18 protein-coding genes are annotated in these 14,525 nt (G+C 72.4%); 9 read left to right on the forward strand and 9 right to left on the reverse strand.

Annotated elements, in window-relative coordinates; genetic code table 11:
- Positions 1–147 precede the first annotated feature (147 nt).
- The 3 genes from CSIV_RS15360 to CSIV_RS15370 all read left to right on the forward strand — a co-directional run bounded on the left by CSIV_RS15360 (position 148) and on the right by CSIV_RS15370 (position 1,956).
- A complete protein-coding gene (locus CSIV_RS15360) occupies positions 148–600 on the forward strand; it encodes an Hsp20/alpha crystallin family protein (protein ID WP_077052210.1) in 453 nt (150 codons plus the stop codon).
- A gap of 127 nt (positions 601–727) precedes the next feature.
- On the forward strand, positions 728–1,759 hold the full coding sequence (locus CSIV_RS15365; protein ID WP_077052705.1) for an iron-containing redox enzyme family protein: 1,032 nt from the start codon (positions 728–730) through the stop codon (positions 1,757–1,759).
- The gene (locus CSIV_RS15370; RefSeq protein ID WP_077052211.1) at positions 1,756–1,956 is read left to right on the forward strand and encodes a CDGSH iron-sulfur domain-containing protein; all 201 of its coding nucleotides are present in this window, start codon (positions 1,756–1,758) and stop codon (positions 1,954–1,956) included. The genes CSIV_RS15365 and CSIV_RS15370 overlap by 4 nt, the downstream gene beginning before the upstream one ends.
- A gap of 85 nt (positions 1,957–2,041) precedes the next feature.
- Here CSIV_RS15370 and CSIV_RS15375 read toward each other — a convergent pair whose 3' ends face one another.
- Genes CSIV_RS15375 through CSIV_RS15385 form a run of 3 tightly spaced genes read right to left on the reverse strand, consistent with a single transcriptional unit; the run spans position 2,042 to position 3,808 of the window.
- Entirely contained in the window at positions 2,042–2,617 is a 576-nt protein-coding gene (locus CSIV_RS15375) for a TetR/AcrR family transcriptional regulator (RefSeq protein ID WP_077052212.1), read from the reverse strand.
- Positions 2,598–3,407 (reverse strand): alpha/beta fold hydrolase, encoded by an 810-nt coding sequence (locus tag CSIV_RS15380; RefSeq protein WP_077052213.1) that lies wholly within the window; start codon positions 3,405–3,407, stop codon positions 2,598–2,600. Before CSIV_RS15380 ends, CSIV_RS15375 begins: the two co-directional genes overlap by 20 nt.
- 53 nt (positions 3,408–3,460) lie before the next feature.
- Positions 3,461–3,808, reverse strand: a complete 348-nt coding sequence (locus tag CSIV_RS15385; protein ID WP_077052706.1) for a sugar ABC transporter ATPase — start codon at positions 3,806–3,808, stop codon at positions 3,461–3,463.
- Between the two features lie 242 nt (positions 3,809–4,050).
- On the opposite strand from CSIV_RS15385, the gene CSIV_RS15390 reads away from it, so the two are divergent.
- From CSIV_RS15390 to CSIV_RS15405, 4 genes are all read left to right on the forward strand, one after another.
- Complete coding sequence (locus tag CSIV_RS15390; protein WP_077052214.1) at positions 4,051–4,980, forward strand: helix-turn-helix transcriptional regulator; 930 nt, start codon at positions 4,051–4,053, stop codon at positions 4,978–4,980.
- 105 nt (positions 4,981–5,085) lie between these two features.
- Positions 5,086–5,412 carry a DUF7882 family protein gene (locus tag CSIV_RS15395; RefSeq protein ID WP_077052215.1) on the forward strand — a complete coding sequence of 109 codons (327 nt, stop codon included), beginning with the start codon at positions 5,086–5,088 and terminating at the stop codon, positions 5,410–5,412.
- A gap of 68 nt (positions 5,413–5,480) precedes the next feature.
- Positions 5,481–6,686 carry an NAD(P)/FAD-dependent oxidoreductase gene (locus CSIV_RS15400; RefSeq protein ID WP_077052216.1) on the forward strand — a complete coding sequence of 402 codons (1,206 nt, stop codon included), beginning with the start codon at positions 5,481–5,483 and terminating at the stop codon, positions 6,684–6,686.
- A gap of 100 nt (positions 6,687–6,786) precedes the next feature.
- Positions 6,787–7,239: an SRPBCC family protein gene (locus CSIV_RS15405; protein ID WP_077052217.1), complete on the forward strand. Its 453-nt coding sequence runs from the start codon at positions 6,787–6,789 to the stop codon at positions 7,237–7,239.
- 67 nt (positions 7,240–7,306) lie between these two features.
- Here CSIV_RS15405 and CSIV_RS15410 read toward each other — a convergent pair whose 3' ends face one another.
- Positions 7,307–8,299, reverse strand: a complete 993-nt coding sequence (locus CSIV_RS15410; protein ID WP_077052218.1) for an aldo/keto reductase — start codon at positions 8,297–8,299, stop codon at positions 7,307–7,309.
- Positions 8,300–8,433: 134 nt separating this feature from the next.
- On the opposite strand from CSIV_RS15410, the gene CSIV_RS18135 reads away from it, so the two are divergent.
- Positions 8,434–8,814, forward strand: coding sequence for a hypothetical protein (locus CSIV_RS18135; RefSeq protein WP_077052219.1), 381 nt, complete (start codon positions 8,434–8,436; stop codon positions 8,812–8,814).
- 9 nt (positions 8,815–8,823) lie between these two features.
- Here the strand turns inward: CSIV_RS18135 and CSIV_RS15420 are convergent, their stop codons facing one another.
- From CSIV_RS15420 to CSIV_RS15440, 5 genes are all read right to left on the reverse strand, one after another.
- Positions 8,824–10,251 (reverse strand): PepSY-associated TM helix domain-containing protein, encoded by a 1,428-nt coding sequence (locus CSIV_RS15420; RefSeq protein WP_077052220.1) that lies wholly within the window; start codon positions 10,249–10,251, stop codon positions 8,824–8,826.
- On the reverse strand, positions 10,248–11,471 hold the full coding sequence (locus tag CSIV_RS15425) for a Dyp-type peroxidase (RefSeq protein WP_077052221.1): 1,224 nt from the start codon (positions 11,469–11,471) through the stop codon (positions 10,248–10,250). The genes CSIV_RS15420 and CSIV_RS15425 overlap by 4 nt, the downstream gene beginning before the upstream one ends.
- Positions 11,471–12,019 (reverse strand): copper chaperone PCu(A)C, encoded by a 549-nt coding sequence (locus CSIV_RS15430; RefSeq protein ID WP_077052222.1) that lies wholly within the window; start codon positions 12,017–12,019, stop codon positions 11,471–11,473. The genes CSIV_RS15425 and CSIV_RS15430 overlap by 1 nt, the downstream gene beginning before the upstream one ends.
- Before the next feature lie 10 nt (positions 12,020–12,029).
- The gene (locus tag CSIV_RS15435) at positions 12,030–12,587 is read right to left on the reverse strand and encodes a copper resistance CopC family protein (RefSeq protein ID WP_077052223.1); all 558 of its coding nucleotides are present in this window, start codon (positions 12,585–12,587) and stop codon (positions 12,030–12,032) included.
- Between the two features lie 255 nt (positions 12,588–12,842).
- Positions 12,843–13,439: a hypothetical protein gene (locus tag CSIV_RS15440; RefSeq protein WP_077052224.1), complete on the reverse strand. Its 597-nt coding sequence runs from the start codon at positions 13,437–13,439 to the stop codon at positions 12,843–12,845.
- A 54-nt stretch (positions 13,440–13,493) separates the two neighbouring features.
- Between CSIV_RS15440 and CSIV_RS15445 the strand changes: the two genes are divergently transcribed.
- Entirely contained in the window at positions 13,494–14,513 is a 1,020-nt protein-coding gene (locus CSIV_RS15445; RefSeq protein WP_077052225.1) for an epimerase, read from the forward strand.
- Positions 14,514–14,525: the final 12 nt, after the last annotated feature.

Consider the following 14,525-nt stretch of genomic DNA (forward strand, 5'->3'; position numbering starts at 1 on the left):
GACGTGTCGACCCCACGCGACCCGCACCAAAACCCTTGGCACTCTCCGCACGAGAGTGCTAATCTGACATCAAGTTGAGCGATAGAGACTCAACTTCGAAGAACCTTCCGGATGCCGCATCCGGACCGATCGAAAAGGAGAATGACCATGGCCACCTACGACCCCTTCCGCGACCTCGACCGCCTCGCGTCGACGCTCCTCGACGCCCGCCGCGGCGGACCGCGACGCATGCCGATGGACCTGTACCGCGACGGCGACCACTACGTCCTGTCCGCCGACCTTCCGGGCGTCGACCCGGGCTCGGTCGACATCGACGTCGACGGTCAGCTGCTCACGATCCGCGCCGAGCGCACCCTCGCCGCGGGCGACGACGTCAAGTGGATCACGCGCGAGCGCGAGACCGCGTCGTTCGTCCGACAGCTGAACCTCGGCCAGGGCATCGACACCGAGCGCATCAGCGCCGCCTACCGCAACGGAGTGCTCTCGGTCACGATCCCCGTGAGCGAGAAGGCGAAGCCGCGGCGGATCGCGGTGTCCACCGACGACGCCGGCGACGTGATCGCGGCTCACGAGAGCACCCCGCAGCCGATCGAGCAGTGAGCACCCCGGAGGGGGCGACCGATGGGTCGCCCCCTCCGCCCGTGTCAAGGCCCTCGGCGATCCGGAGCGGCGCCCGCAGAGTGCTCCGGTGTCCGCGATCCTCTCCCCCCACGATCCGCCGGCCGCCATCGACGCCGATGACGTGCCCACCCTTCCCTTCACTCCGCGCGGCCCGGTGAGCGCCGCCGTCCTGCACCACCTCGGCGCGGGCGCGGCGACGAACCACACGGTCCTCGCCGATGCGGCCGTCGCCGCGTCGGCCGACGTCGAGACCGACGACGACCTTCAGCTCGCCCTCTTCGCGCTGTACGCCTCGGCCTACGGGTCGGTCCCGGCGTTCGACCCGGAGCTCGAGTGGGAGCCGTCGCTCATCGCCACCCGCGGCGTCATCGAGCGGGCGTTCGAGGCTGCGCTGCGCGCGCGCATCGTCCCACCCGAACTCCCCGCGGCGACCGCGGATGCCGTGGCCCGCGCACTCTTCACCCTGACCGCCGCCGACGGCGGTCCGAGCCTCTCGCGCCACCTCGCGAAGAAGGCGACCCTCGACCAGGCGCACGAGTTCCTCGTGCACCGCTCGGTCTACACGCTGCGGGAGGCCGATCCGCACTCCTGGGCGATCCCGCGCCTGACCGGACGCCCGAAAGCCGCGCTGGTGGAGATCCAGTCCGACGAGTACGGCGGCGGCGACCCCGAGCGCGTCCACGCCGAGCTCTTCGCCCGCGCCGTGCGCGCGGCCGGGCTCTCCGACGCCTATGGCGCCTACGTCGACGACGTGCCCGCCGTGACCCTGGCATCCCACAATGCGATGTCGATGTTCGGCCTCAACCGGCGCCTCCTCGGCGCGATCGTCGGACACCTCGCGGCGTTCGAGATGACGTCCTCGATCCCGAACCGCCTGTACGCCGAGGGATTGCGTCGACTGGGCTTCGATGACGACGTGTGCGGCTACTTCGACGAGCACGTCGAAGCCGACGCGGTGCACGAGCAGATCGCGGCCCGCGACCTCGCCGGCACCCTCGCCGAGGACCGCCCCGATCTGCTCCCCGACATCCTTTTCGGCGCCGCCGCCTGCCTGAGCGTCGATGGTCGCGTGGGCGAGCACCTGCTCGATGCCTGGGGGCGTGGCGCGTCCTCGCTGCGCCCCGAGGACGCCCGGTGACCGCCGAGCGTCCGCGTATCACGGCCTATCCCGACGGCCCTCTGCTCGTGCGCGGAGACGTGGAACTGCGTGACGCCGACGGCGCCCCGATCGAGAAGCGCCGGCGCACGGTGGCGCTGTGCCGGTGCGGCCTGTCCACGATCAAGCCGTTCTGCGACGGGACGCACAAGCCCGCCGGGTTCCGCACCGACGACTGACCCATCCGTCGCGGACGGTCCGCGCGACCCGGCATCCTGAGCCCGATCGCCCACGCCGGAGTCGTTCCCGCCGACGGGGATGCCGTCACTTCGCCGCGTGCTCGCCGTCCACGGGCCGGGAGAGTTCGGCATCCAGCGCGTCGACGAGGCGGGTGAAGGTTTCGTCCACCGACTCGGGCTGACGGAAACCGCCGATCCTCTCCAGGTCGGTGAACCCGTGCAGAGCCGAACGGACGTACCTGATGCGGTGGACGTCGGCCGCCCCGGCGCCGTACCCGGCGAGCGCCCGGGTGATCTCGTCCACGACCTCGGCCGCCGCCTGCTCCCACTCGGCACCGGTCCCCCCGCGCTGGGCGAGTTCGTACATGCCGGGACGCTCGCGTGCGAAACCCCGGTAGGCCGCGGCCAGCGCCCCGAGGGCGTCGCGGGACGACACCCCGCGCGACGATCGCGCGAGGGCGTCGCCGAAGGCGCGGGTGGCGGCGAGCGCGAGACGATCCGTCAGATCGCCGAGACCGCCGACGTGCTTGTACAGGCTGGGAGCGGCGACGCCGAGGGCGGCGGCGACGCGGGAGAGGGTCAGGGATGCCACTCCTTCGGCGTCGACGAGCTCGGCGGCGCGGCGGACGACGACGTCGGCGTCAAGACCGGCCCGCGGCACCGCTCACCTCCGCGAGGAGCATGAGCACCCGGTCGGCGACGACGTCGGGAGCCTCGAGCATCGGCGCATGGCCCACGCCGGAGACGAGCTGGACGTCGGCGGAGAGCTCGCCGGCGAGCCAGGCGGCCTCGGCGGCGGGGTCCTTCCAGTCGGGATCCGCCTCTCCCATCACGACGAGCGCGGGAGCGGTGACGCGCGTCAGGAACGGCGCGACGACGGAGTGATCGACGCGCGTGGTGCGGGAGAACGCCCGCCACCGTCCGGGCCGCGCGAGTCGGCGCGACAGGTGCGCGGCCCGTTCGCGCGCACCGACGCCGAGTCCCGGCCACAGCGACGCGGAGTAGCCACGCCAGACGGCCGGCCCCCAGGGACGGGCGAGCAGCACGCGCAGAAGCATCCCGAGCGCGGCGTTGCCGTTGCGGGCGAAGGGCCCGAGCAGCACGAGGGCGCTCACGAGATCGGGGCGTTCGCCGGCCGCGATGATCGCGGCACCGGCGCTCATCGAGGCCCCCGCGATCACCGCCGGCCCCTCGCCGAGACGCTCGATCACGGCCACGAGGTCGTTCGCGGTCGCACGGTCGCCGTATTCGGCGAAGCTCGTATCGCTGTCGCCGTGCCCGCGCAGATCGACGAGCGCCACCCGGTACCCGGCCGATACGAGCCGGTCGGCGAGGGGCTCGAACGCGTCGCGCTCGTCGCCCATCGCGGGCGAGCACACCACGAGGGGGCCCTGTCCGCGCACCTCGACGGCCAGTCGCCCGCCGTCCACCTGCACTTGGCTAATGTCCATAGCCATAAGCTACGCCTATTAGCCAGTTACGGCAAGCGCCGATCGCGGCAGCCTCAGAGGTCCTCCGGCGCGAGATCTCCCTGGCCCTCCTCGCCGAGCTCGACCACACCCGGATCCTGGCCCTGCGAGTCAGTGCCGGTGGACTCCGGGTGCACGTCCTCCAGCGGGATGTCGGCGTCGTCGGCCGGGATCTCAGCCGGATCGGCACCCGTCGCCGTGGCGGGGTCGAGGTCTGCGGGATCGACGCCCTCGTCGAGTGCGGTCGTGGCATCCCACTCCGCCTGTGCGGGATCCAGCGTCGGGTCGGGCTCGATCGAGGTGTCGCCGTCGCGCAGAGGCTGAACGCCGGCCACGCCGTCGGAGGCGGCCGGGATGGTCTGGTCGGAAGAAGTGTCGCTCATGGGTGTCCCTTCGATCATGCGTGCGTCGGGCGCACGCGCCGCCACGACGGGCGACTCCCCCATCCCAGCCTCCGGCCGCACCGACCCATGCCCCCTTGACAGCGCGCCCGCCCACCGCGCGCTCCCCCGGTTTCGCTCCGAGGCCGAATCCTCGCGCGGCCCGTCCCGCGACACGTCCGACCTCGACGGCGGGGGCAAGATAACCGGGATGCCGCGGACCGGACACCGCGGAGGAGGGTCGCATGGGGGAAGTCCTCACCGTCAACGCCACCGGCGCTCGCGACGTCGAGACGGTGTGGCAGCAGTTCATCCCCAGCGCCCGACTCGAGCACGTCGATCCGCTGCGCGTGCGGTTCCGCTGGACGTCGATCGACACGGGGGCGTTCTCGCTCGTGCAGTACTCGCTGCGCGCCGACGTGCGGTCCTCCATCCACCTCGACGACCAGATCATGGCCTGCCAGCTCGCCGCCCTCGACGCACGCATGACGACGGAGGGTCATTCGCTCGACGCCCGGCAGCCGTGGATCACGGGCGACAGGGCGATGCAGGCGCGCTGGAGCGGCACCGGGAAGGTGCGGGCCTTCCTCTTCGACCGGACATCGGCAGAGCGGATCGCCCGTGCGGTCTCGGGCGAAGACCGTCTCGTGCTGCGCTCGATCGATCCGGTCGCGCGCGACCGCACCCTCGCCGCACAGTGGGAGCGCAGCTTCGGGTACGTGGCATCCGCCCTCGCCGTCGGGCACGAGCAGCCGCTCATCGCCGCCGAGCTCGAACGGCACGCCCTGATCTCCACGCTCACGACCTTCTCCACCACCTACCTCGAGGCCCTGGATCGCACCGCCCAGCGCGCGGCTGCACCGCGGACCGTCCGACGGGCCCTCGCGTTCATCGACGCGCACGCGCACCAGCCGATCACCGTCGACGACATCGCTGCGGCGGCGGGCATCTCGACGCGGGGGCTCCAGCACGCGTTCCGCCGCGCCCTGGGCGTCACGCCCTCCGAGCAGCTGCGCACGGTCCGTCTCGCCGCCGCGCACCGCGACCTGCAGAACGCCGGCGCGACGGTGGGCGAGGTGTCCCGCCGGTGGGGGTTCTCCAGCCCGTCGCGGTTCGCGCGGTTCTACCGCGACATGTACGGGCGCAACCCCGCCCAGACCGCCCGCATGTTCTGACACCCGTCGCATTCCGTGTCGTGATGGCGCGAAAGGTCTGCGGCGGCGGCCGGAGAGGGGGGAACGGGGCACAGTGACGAGGTTGGGCGACGAAAGGGATCGATCGTGGGGAAGTTCATGTACGAGGGAGCGGTCCGCGCCGATTTCGAGGACCGCGTGCTCGCCCACCTCCAGATCGTGATCGGGAACAAGCTGCGTCGTGGCGAGCCGTTCTACTTCCAGTGGAAGGACGACGTCAGCACGGGCGGGGGCCGCACATCGGTGTGGCTGCACCCGCGCGCGAGCATCGTGTTCAAGTTCCACGGCGGCCGCCCGCCGGCACTGAACCGCAGTTGGCTCGAGGCGCTCATGACGATGGCGAACTCCCCCACCGGGTTGTACGTCGTCCCCGAGCCGGCCGAGGATGCCCTGACGGCCGACCCCTTCGGCTGACCCCGCTGTCAACCCGCTCGCCTCCCGGCCCGCCCGGGGGTTCCCTGACGGGAACGGAAGGATGCCGCATGCCGCACACACCCTCACCCGAGACGCGGATCGTGGTGATCGGGGGCGGGAACGCCGGGCTCTCGATCGCCGGACGCCTGCACAACGCGCGCCTCGGGAACGTCACGGTGATCGAGCCGCGGGAGCAGCACGTCTACGCACCGCTGCAGTCCCACATCGCCGGGGGCACCGCCCGGGCCTCGCGGGCCGCGCGCCGGCAGGCCGACGTGATCCCGCCCGGCGTGCGGTGGCTGCGGGACGAGACCTTCACCGTCGATCCCGCCGCCCGCCGCGTGCACCTCGTGTCGGGCGGGCGCCTCGACTACGACCAGCTCGTCGTGGCCGCGGGTCTCCGGCTGGCGTGGGAGGCGATTCCGGGTCTCCCCGAGGCCATGACCCAACCCGAGGGCGTGTCGAACTACGACCTCGCCCTGGCTGTGAAGGCGTCCACGGTGCTGCGCGATCTTCGTCGCGGCACCGTGGTGTTCACGCAGCCGCCGGAGCCGGCCTCGTGCGGCGCAGCCGCGCAGAAGCCGCTCTACCTCGCGTGCGACTGGTGGCGCGCGCTCGGGGTCCTCGACGACATCCGCGTCGTCCTCGTGCTCCCCGACCCCGTCCCTTTCGGCATCCCCGACATCGATCGCGAGCTCCACCGGGTACTCGACGGGTACGGCGTCGAGGTGCGGTACTCCCGCGAGGTGAGGAGGGTGGATGCCGCCTCCCGCACGCTCACGATCGGTCACGGCGACGACGAGGAGACGCTCTCCTACGACGTGCTGCACGCCGTCCCGCCGCAGCGCGCGCCCGAGTGGATCGCCGGGAGCGGGCTCGCCGACCCGGACGACCCGCACGGCTTCGTGGACATCGACCCCGAGACGCTGCAGCATCGCCGTTTCCCCGACGTCTGGTCGCTCGGCGACTCCGCCCGCGTCGCGACCCGCCCCTCGGGCGGGGCGATCCGGCCGCAGGCGAAGGTGCTCGCGAAGAACCTGCGGGCGGTCCTGCGCGGAGCCGCCCCGCGCGCGCGTTACGACGGCTACAGCGTCGTCCCTTTCACCGTCTCGCGCGGAACCGTCGTCTTCGCGGAGTTCGACCGTCGGGGGAAGCCGCAGCCGACGGTTCCGTTCTGGCGCTCGCTGTCGCGCGAGAGGCGTTCGACCTGGATCGCGGATCGGCGGATCCTGCCCTGGGTGTACTGGCACCTGATCCTGCGCGGACGGGCCTGAGGCGCCCATAGGCCACATCCGCCGATCCCTCAACCCCGGGGTCGGCGGAAGATTTCCCGCGAAGACTGGCCCCAGCCCCGGATCACCGAGAGAGGACATCATGGCCCAGGTCATCGAAACCATCGACGTCGACGTTCCCGTCCGCGTCGCCTACAACCAGTGGACGCAGTTCGAGGAGTTCCCCCACTTCATGAGCTTCGTCGAGTCCATCACGCAGAAGACCGACACGCTCACGCATTGGAAGGTCAAGATCGCCGGCGCGGAGCGCGAGTTCGACGCCGAGATCACCGAGCAGCACCCCGACGAGCGCGTCGCGTGGAACAGCGTCGGCGGAGACGAGAACCACGCCGGCGTCGTCACCTTCCACCGTCTCTCGGACGACGAGACCCGGGTGACCGTGCAGATCGATTGGGAGCCGACCGGGCTCCTCGAGAAGGCCGGTGCCGTGCTCGGCGCCGACGACCGTTCGGTGAAGAAGGACCTCGAGCACTTCAAGGAGTACATCGAGTCGCGCGGTGCCGAGTCCGGCTCGTGGCGCGGCGACGTCAGCTGACGTCTTTCCCACGGAACACGGATGCCGGACCCCCTCGGGGTCCGGCATCCGTCGTGTCAGGGGCGACTCACCACTGCGGGTGGATCTCGGCGCGCAGGCGGCGGTCGTAGACATCCCGCACGAGCGTGTCGAAGGCCGCGACGTCGAAGCCCCCGTCGAGCAGGTCGGCGGCCGCGGCGTTGGCGGTGGCCTGCTCGGCCGACCGGGCACCCGGGATGACCGATGTCACGCCCTCGCGCGACGCGATCCACGCGAGCGTCGCGGCGGGCAGCGTCACGCCCTCGGGGAGGGCGGCCTTCAGCTCGTCGGCCGCGGCGACGCCCTCGGCGAAGGGCACGCCCGAGAACGTCTCGCCCTTGTCGAACGCCTCGCCGTTGCGGTTGTAGGTGCGGTGGTCGTCCTTGTCGAACGTCGTGTCGACGGAGTACTTCCCCGACAGCAGCCCGCTGGCGAGGGGGACCCGCGCGAACACCGCGACGCCCTTCTCCGCGGGGAGCGGGAGCACCTCGTCGAGCGGCTTCAGGCGGAACGGGTTGAAGATGATCTGCAGGTTGGTCAGGTTCGGGCGCCGCAGCGCCGAGAGCGCCTGATCCATCGTCTCGACCGAGACGCCGTAGGCGCCGATGACGCCCTCGGACACGAGCTGGTCGAGCGCGTCGTACGTCGCATCGTCGTCGATCACGGCCGACGGCGGGCAGTGCAGCTGCACGAGGTCGAGCGTGTCCTGGGCGAGCAGGCGGCGCGACCGCTCGGTCCACGCGCGGAAGTTCTCCATCGTATAGTTCTCGGGCACCTGGTCTTCGCGACGCCCCATCTTGGTCGCCACGGTGACGCCCGCGGCATCCGAGGTCTGCAGGAACGCGCCGATGAGCTCTTCCGACCGCCCGTCGCCGTACACGTCGGCCGTGTCGAAGAGGGTCACGCCGGCGTCGACCGACGCGCCCAGCACCTGCATCGCCGCGTCTTCGCTCACCCCGCCCCAGTCGGGACCGAGCTGCCAGGTGCCGAGGCCGATGGCGGAGACCTCGCGGCCGGTGCGGGAGAGGGGACGCTGCTGCATTGCGGTTCCTTTCGGGGGTCTCCCCGAGCCTATCCAGCCCCTCCGACACCCGGGCCACCGCGCCCCGTCAACCCCGTCATCGCCCGGCGCACGTCCGCCTAGCGTGAGGCCACACCCCCACCGGAAGGACCACCGTGACCACTCCCCCCGAGAACCTCCCCGGCGCCGACCACGAGCAGACCGTCTCGGACGCCGAGGGCCTGACCGCCGACGTCCCCGCGGGCGGGGCGGGCGCCGACACCGGCGCCGTCTCCGCCACCGAGATCGACGACGCCGACGACGCGCGCGTGCCGAACGTCTCGAGCCAGAACGACATCCCGGGCGTGGGCACCCGCGGCGGCGGTTCGACCTCGCACCACGATCCCGACGAGTCCTCCGAGGCATCCGCACCGGCGACGGGCGAGGATCACGTGGATGCCGACTCCCCCATCGGCAGGTACCAGCCCGGCGTCGGTCGGTCCTCGGCGGAATCGAGCAGGGTCGCGCAGAACCTGCCCGATCCCGACGAGGACTGACCCCGGCGGCTACCCGGCCGTCGCGCGCCGTCGCTGCACGAACCCGAGGACCACGTCGAGAACGACGAACGCGGCGAGCGTGTAGCCGACGAACGGGAGGAGGAGCCCCAGCCCGATCGCTCCGGCGAGCACGAGGGCGATCCCCCACCAGGGCGCGCCGCGCAGCGCCCCGCGCGCGGGGGCTGCCGCGACGCCCCGGGTCGGGCGGCGTTTCCACCACATCGCGTATCCGAGCCCGACGAGCGTCGCGATCCCGAGAGCGAGAGCCAGCAGCACCAGCTGATTGACGAGCCCGAACATCGAGCCCATGTGCGTGTCGATGCCCCAGCGCGACAGCTTCGCCAGCAGCGGATACTCGGCGAAGTCGACCCGGTCCGTCACCTGCATCGTGGAACCGTCGATGGCGACGGCATCCACCTCGGTCGGGAAGCTGCGCTGGATCTCCTGCACGACCCAGGCCTTGCCGGGGGCGGTGGGGGGCTTGATCTCGACCTGCCCCGTGTTGACGTTGATGCGCTGCGCGATCGCGAGCACGGCGTCGAAGGTCGCGGGGTTCGCAGCCCCCGTCGGAGCGGTCGCGGCTCCGCCGTGGTGCGCGTGGTCACCGCCCGTCGCCGTCTCCCCCTCGAGCGAGGTCGACAGCGCCGGAGTGCCCCCGCCGACGGCGGCGCGCAGGTCGGCGACGTTGGCGCCCGCGAACGTCGACCAGGTGATCCCGGTGGCCGAGAGGAACACGGCCCCGAGCACCACCCACACGCCGATCGAGGCGTGCCACCCGAACAGTCCGCGATAGCCCGTGTGGGAACGGTTCGGACGTACGAGGTCGGCGCGCCCCCGACGGCTGCGCCGCATCCGCCCGATCCAGAGCCCCAGGCCGGCGAGCGCGACGATCCCGAGCCAGGATGCCGCGAGCTCGCTGTACCACCGTCCCGGCTCGCCGAGGTGGAGGTTCCGGTGCAGATCGCTGACCCAGGTGCGAACGGGCAGGGCGCCACTGGTGCCGTACGCCGTGAGGTCGCCGCGGATCTCGGCGGATCCCGGGTCGACGAAGATCGCGCGGGTCTCGCTGGCGCCGAGGGAGGGGTCGGCGAACATGACGCGCGTCGTCGCCCCCGGTTCGGGTGCGGGCCGCACGGCGACGGGGGTCGCGTCGCCGCCGACGTACCTCTCGGCGGCGACGATCTGATCGGCCAGCGGCAGGGGCGCGGCGGTCGAGGGCGCCGTCAGCTCGTGCGCGTACACGATGCGATCGAGCGTCGGCGTGATCGCGTACAGCGCCCCGCTCAGCGCGGCGACGAGGATGAACGGCCCCACGAGCACCCCGGCGAAGAAGTGCAGCCGGCGCAGGAGCGCCGTGAACCAGCCCTTCCGGACGCGCGGAGGCGAGGGGTCGGATGCCGCGGAGGCGGGCACCTGCTCGGTGTCGGTGGTGGTCATGTCAGGATTCCTTCTCCGATGAAACCGCCCTCGGCGCAGCCGGGCGGAAGGGCGAACACGGCCGACCCGATGGGGGTCGTCCATTCGTTGAGCAGGTCGAGCTCGTCGAGTCGACGCTGCAGGGGGACGAACTGCCGATCGACGTCGGCCTGGAACGAGACGAACAGCAGTCCCGCGTCCGAGACCGCGTCCGTCGGCGGCGCGTCGTCGTAGTTGTAGCCGCGCCGGAAGATGCGCTCCGCGGGGTCGTCGGACCGGGACCGTCGCACGTGCGAGAACTCCGGGATGACGGGGAAGCCGATGGCATCCTTGGCCGCGAAGTCGGGCTCGTCGAACTCGTCCGTCCCGGTGAGCGGGGCGCCCGTGGACTGGAAACGCCCCACAGCCTGGTCGCGCCCGGGACGATCCAGCCGGTCCCACTTGTCCAGGTCCATCGCGATGCGCCGCACCACCATCCCCGTCCCGCCGGTCAGCCAGCCCTCGCGCGACCAGACGACCTCGTCGAACCCGGTGGTCCCGGGCAGCGGGTTGGCGGTGCCGTCGACCTGGCCGAAGAGGTTGCGCATCGTGGTCCCCGGGCGCGTCGTCCCGTGCGCGCGGCGGAAGCCCTGCTGCACCCATCGGGGTGTGGCGAACGCCCGCGCGTCCTTGAGCAGCATGCGCGTGGCGTGGGCGACGGTGACCGGATCGTCCGCGGCGATCTGCAGGAGCAGGTCGCCGTCGCCGTACTCGGGCCGGAGCCGGTCGATCGCGAACCCGGGAAGCGGGCGCAGCCAGGCGGGAGCCGCGGCGCCCGTGCGCGCGACGAACTCCGGGCCGAACCCGAAGGTCACCGTCAAGCGCGCGGGCGAGACGGCCAGCTCCGGTTCGGTGTCGGCGAGGGCGCCCTGCCCCCGCGTCAGACGCACGGCGTCGTCCGTGAGCAGGCGCATGAGACGGCGCAGGGCGTCGCGGTCGGTGTCGGCGCGCAGGTCGAGCGCGACGAGCGACACGTGCGCCTGCGCGTCCGTGTCGATGCCCGCCTGGTGGGCGCCGTGGAAGGGCACGACGACATCGCCGTTCAACGGCGCCGCGGACACGGCATCCGTCGCTCCGGCCGAGACGGCCGCGTCGATTCCGACCGCGGCGAGCGCCCCCGCGCCGGCGACGGCTCCCCCGAGGAGGAACCCCCGCCGGCCGAGGCCGCGATCGCCCGGAGCGGATCGATCGCGGGACGCCATCAGTGGCCCGACTCCGAGGACCCCATGTCCATCTCGCCCATGTCGCCCTCGTAGGTCTCGTTCGCGCCGGCGAACTCCTTCACGGGCGCGGTGATCTCCGCCGTGGAGTCGTCCGAGAACGTCAGGGTGATCGTGGTCTCGTCGCCGACGAGCAAGGGCGACGTGACGTCCATGAACATGAGGTGGTTGCCACCCGGCTCGAGGGTGATCGCCCCGTGGGCGGGGATGACGAATCCGCCCTCGACCGGGCGCATGACCATCTGGCCGGACTCGTTCTGCACGGTCTCGTGCAGTTCCATCGCGGAGGTCGCGGGGCTGGTGGCCGACACGACCGTGAGGTCGGTGTCGCCGTCGTTGCGGAGCTCGCCGAAGCCGGCGCTCATCCCCGCGTCGGCGGCCTTGACCCAGACGTCGCTGGTCGAGAACGCGTCGGCCTCCGGTGTGACGGACGTGGTGGGCGCCGCGGCGCCGGCGCACCCCGAGAGAGCGAGAGTTGCGGCCAGGGCGAGGGCGCCGAAGCGCAGGAGGGAGGTGGTGCGGACGGACATGGAGAACCTTTCAGGACTGATCGCCGCGGGCACCGCGACGACGGAGGAGGAACGAGACCGCGACGAAGACGGCGAGCGCGAGGCCCGCCCCGATCGCGGCGATGACGACGACACGGGGAATCCCCGCGCCGTCGGTGGAGGCGAGGGCCGCCTGCGGGGAGGGCGCCGTCGAGACCGCGGCCCGTTCGAGGGGCGCGGCGTCTCCGACGATGAACGGGATGACCCCCGAGATGGGGTGGCCGTCGACCGAGACGACGCGCCACCGGATTTCGTACCCGGCGACCGGCATGCCGTCCGCCAGGTAGACCGAGACGGTCCCGGATGCCACCACGGGGTCGGCCGCCACCCAGTCGGTGCCGTCGCCGTCGGCGACGATCACCTCTGCCCCGACGTCCATGACGTCGGCGGAGAATCTCAGCGAGATCTCCTGGGGTGCGGAGGGCAGACGCTCACCCGCGGAGGGTGAGCTGGAGAGCAGTTCGTCGTGGGCGGAGGCCGGGACCGACGACGCCAGGACGGCGACGGCAGCCACGACGATCCCCGCCGCGACGACGCGGAGGCGATGCATGGGAACCTCTTCCCGGATGCCGGAGCACCCGTCGGACAGCGACCGCGCACGGGCGCACGGGGGCGCGCGGGACGCGGACGCCGAGGGCCGTCGGAGTCCGTGCTCGCTCGATGGCGAACGCCGGACCGCGCGCGCGGCGCGCGACGACCCCGGTGGATGTCGGGGATGCGAGGCTCTGCCACCCGACGTGAACCGTCCGCGCCGCGGGGCGCGGAGGCCATCGGCATCCCTCCACGAACGGAGGGATGCGGGGCGTCAGAGCGCGAAGAGGGGCGGTCCGCGCCTCCGCGCGGAGGCGGTGAGCAGCAGCGAGGCCGGGCGCACGGCGGCGATGACGACGACGGGGACGCGACGCAGCGGAACGGGGAGGGGGCCCACGGCGATGATCGCCGCTCGGGCACGCAGCCAGACCAGGAGCCGGTCGGCCAGCACCCGGAGGAGCGCCACAGTGCTCTCACCGCGGTGCAGCGCCAGCGTCGTGACGACGGCGGCGACGAGGTGCCACCCGCCCATCGTGACGTCCGCGGTCACCAGGGGGCCGGCGGGACCGTCGAGCACGGTGGCGACGCCGTGGACGTGCGTGGCGCGCCCGGTGTCGTACGTGCCGAGCACGAAGAGGGCGTGGAAGAGGATCTGGCTCAGCGTCACGGCCGCGCCCAGGCGCCAGACTGAGAGGCGGCGGCCGGCCAGAGCGACGCAGACGACGAAGGACAGCGCGAGCGGGACGACGATCCCGAACGCCCCCGGCACGGTGCCGCCGGCGGTGACGTGGGACAGCAGGGCCACGAAGGTGGCCACGCTCGCGGCGACGGTCCCGCGCGCGACGCGCGTGCCCCGGTCCTGTCGTCGCATGTCCTCATTCTGTCAGCCGGGCGCCGACTCTCCCGCCACCTCTAGGCTGGCCGGATGACGAGCACCCCGGCCGCCCCTCGCCGCGTCGTGATCGCCGGCGCGAGCGGATTCGTCGGTCAGGCGCTCGTCGCCGCGTTCCGCGAGGACGGCGACGAGGTCGCCACGGTGGGGCGCACCGGCACGGCGACGTGGACCGACCCGGCGGGGATCGCGCGGCTCGTGGACGGCGCCGACGTGCTCGTGAACCTCGCCGGCCGCATCGTGTCGTGCCGGTACACCGACGCGAATCGCGACGAGATCCTGCGCTCCCGGGTCGATACGACTCGCGCCCTGCATCGGGCGGTCCAGGATGCCGCGCACCCCCCGCGCGTCTGGATGAACGCCTCGACCGCCACCATCTACCGGCACGAGACGGAAAGCGGCAACGACGAGGTCGACGGCGTGATCGGCGAGGGCTTCTCGGTCGACGTCGCCACGAGCTGGGAGCGGGCGTTCTTCGACGGCGAGCTCCCCTCGACGCGGCGGGTGGCCCTCCGCATGGCGATCGTGCTGGGCGACGGCCCGGCCACGCGCATGCTCCTCGCCCTGGGAAAGCTCGGCCTCGGTGGTCCGCAGATCGACAGCTGGTGGTTCCCCCACCGCCGCTACCGCGGAATCGGGGCACGGCCGAGCGGACCCGCGTGGTCGTCGTGGCACCGCACGCGGGGACGCCAGCGCTTCAGCTGGATCCACATCGACGACGTGGTGGCATCCATCCGCTTCCTGCGCGAACGCGACGACATCGCGGGACCGGTGAACCTGTCCGCCCCGGGCGTCAGCGACAACCGCACCCTCATGCACGAGGTACGTCGGGTCGCGGGGATGCCGGCGGGTCTCCCGGCGTTCCGGTGGATGCTCGACCCCGCCATGGCGGTCCTGCGCAACGAACCCGAGCTGGTGCTCAAGAGTCGATGGGCGGTGCCCGGGGTTCTGACCCGCGCGGGGTTCGCCTTCGCGTACGACGAACTGGGGCCGGCGCTGGACGCCGTGGCATCCCAGCGCCGGCCCCGGGCCCGCGATCTCTTCTCGAGCTGAGAAGGGGGGAGA

This window comes from Microbacterium sp. CSI-V, assembly GCF_001984105.1.
Lineage (GTDB): Bacteria > Actinomycetota > Actinomycetes > Actinomycetales > Microbacteriaceae > Microbacterium.

Bases quoted from the DNA above. Each gene is read 5' to 3' on its own strand.
- CSIV_RS15420 (WP_077052220.1), bottom strand. From the start codon at position 10,251: ATGACCACCACCGACACCGAGCAGGTGCCCGCCTCCGCGGCATCCGAC.
- CSIV_RS15410 (WP_077052218.1), bottom strand. From the start codon at position 8,299: ATGCAGCAGCGTCCCCTCTCCCGCACCGGCCGCGAGGTCTCCGCCATC.
- CSIV_RS15405 (WP_077052217.1), top strand. From the start codon at position 6,787: ATGGCCCAGGTCATCGAAACCATCGACGTCGACGTTCCCGTCCGCGTC.
- CSIV_RS15385 (WP_077052706.1), bottom strand. From the start codon at position 3,808: ATGAGCGACACTTCTTCCGACCAGACCATCCCGGCCGCCTCCGACGGC.
- CSIV_RS15380 (WP_077052213.1), bottom strand. From the start codon at position 3,407: ATGGACATTAGCCAAGTGCAGGTGGACGGCGGGCGACTGGCCGTCGAG.
- CSIV_RS15425 (WP_077052221.1), bottom strand. From the start codon at position 11,471: ATGGCGTCCCGCGATCGATCCGCTCCGGGCGATCGCGGCCTCGGCCGG.
- CSIV_RS15390 (WP_077052214.1), top strand. From the start codon at position 4,051: ATGGGGGAAGTCCTCACCGTCAACGCCACCGGCGCTCGCGACGTCGAG.
- CSIV_RS15360 (WP_077052210.1), top strand. From the start codon at position 148: ATGGCCACCTACGACCCCTTCCGCGACCTCGACCGCCTCGCGTCGACG.
- CSIV_RS15400 (WP_077052216.1), top strand. From the start codon at position 5,481: ATGCCGCACACACCCTCACCCGAGACGCGGATCGTGGTGATCGGGGGC.
- CSIV_RS15435 (WP_077052223.1), bottom strand. From the start codon at position 12,587: ATGCATCGCCTCCGCGTCGTCGCGGCGGGGATCGTCGTGGCTGCCGTC.
- CSIV_RS15445 (WP_077052225.1), top strand. From the start codon at position 13,494: ATGACGAGCACCCCGGCCGCCCCTCGCCGCGTCGTGATCGCCGGCGCG.
- CSIV_RS15430 (WP_077052222.1), bottom strand. From the start codon at position 12,019: ATGTCCGTCCGCACCACCTCCCTCCTGCGCTTCGGCGCCCTCGCCCTG.
- CSIV_RS15440 (WP_077052224.1), bottom strand. From the start codon at position 13,439: ATGCGACGACAGGACCGGGGCACGCGCGTCGCGCGCGGGACCGTCGCC.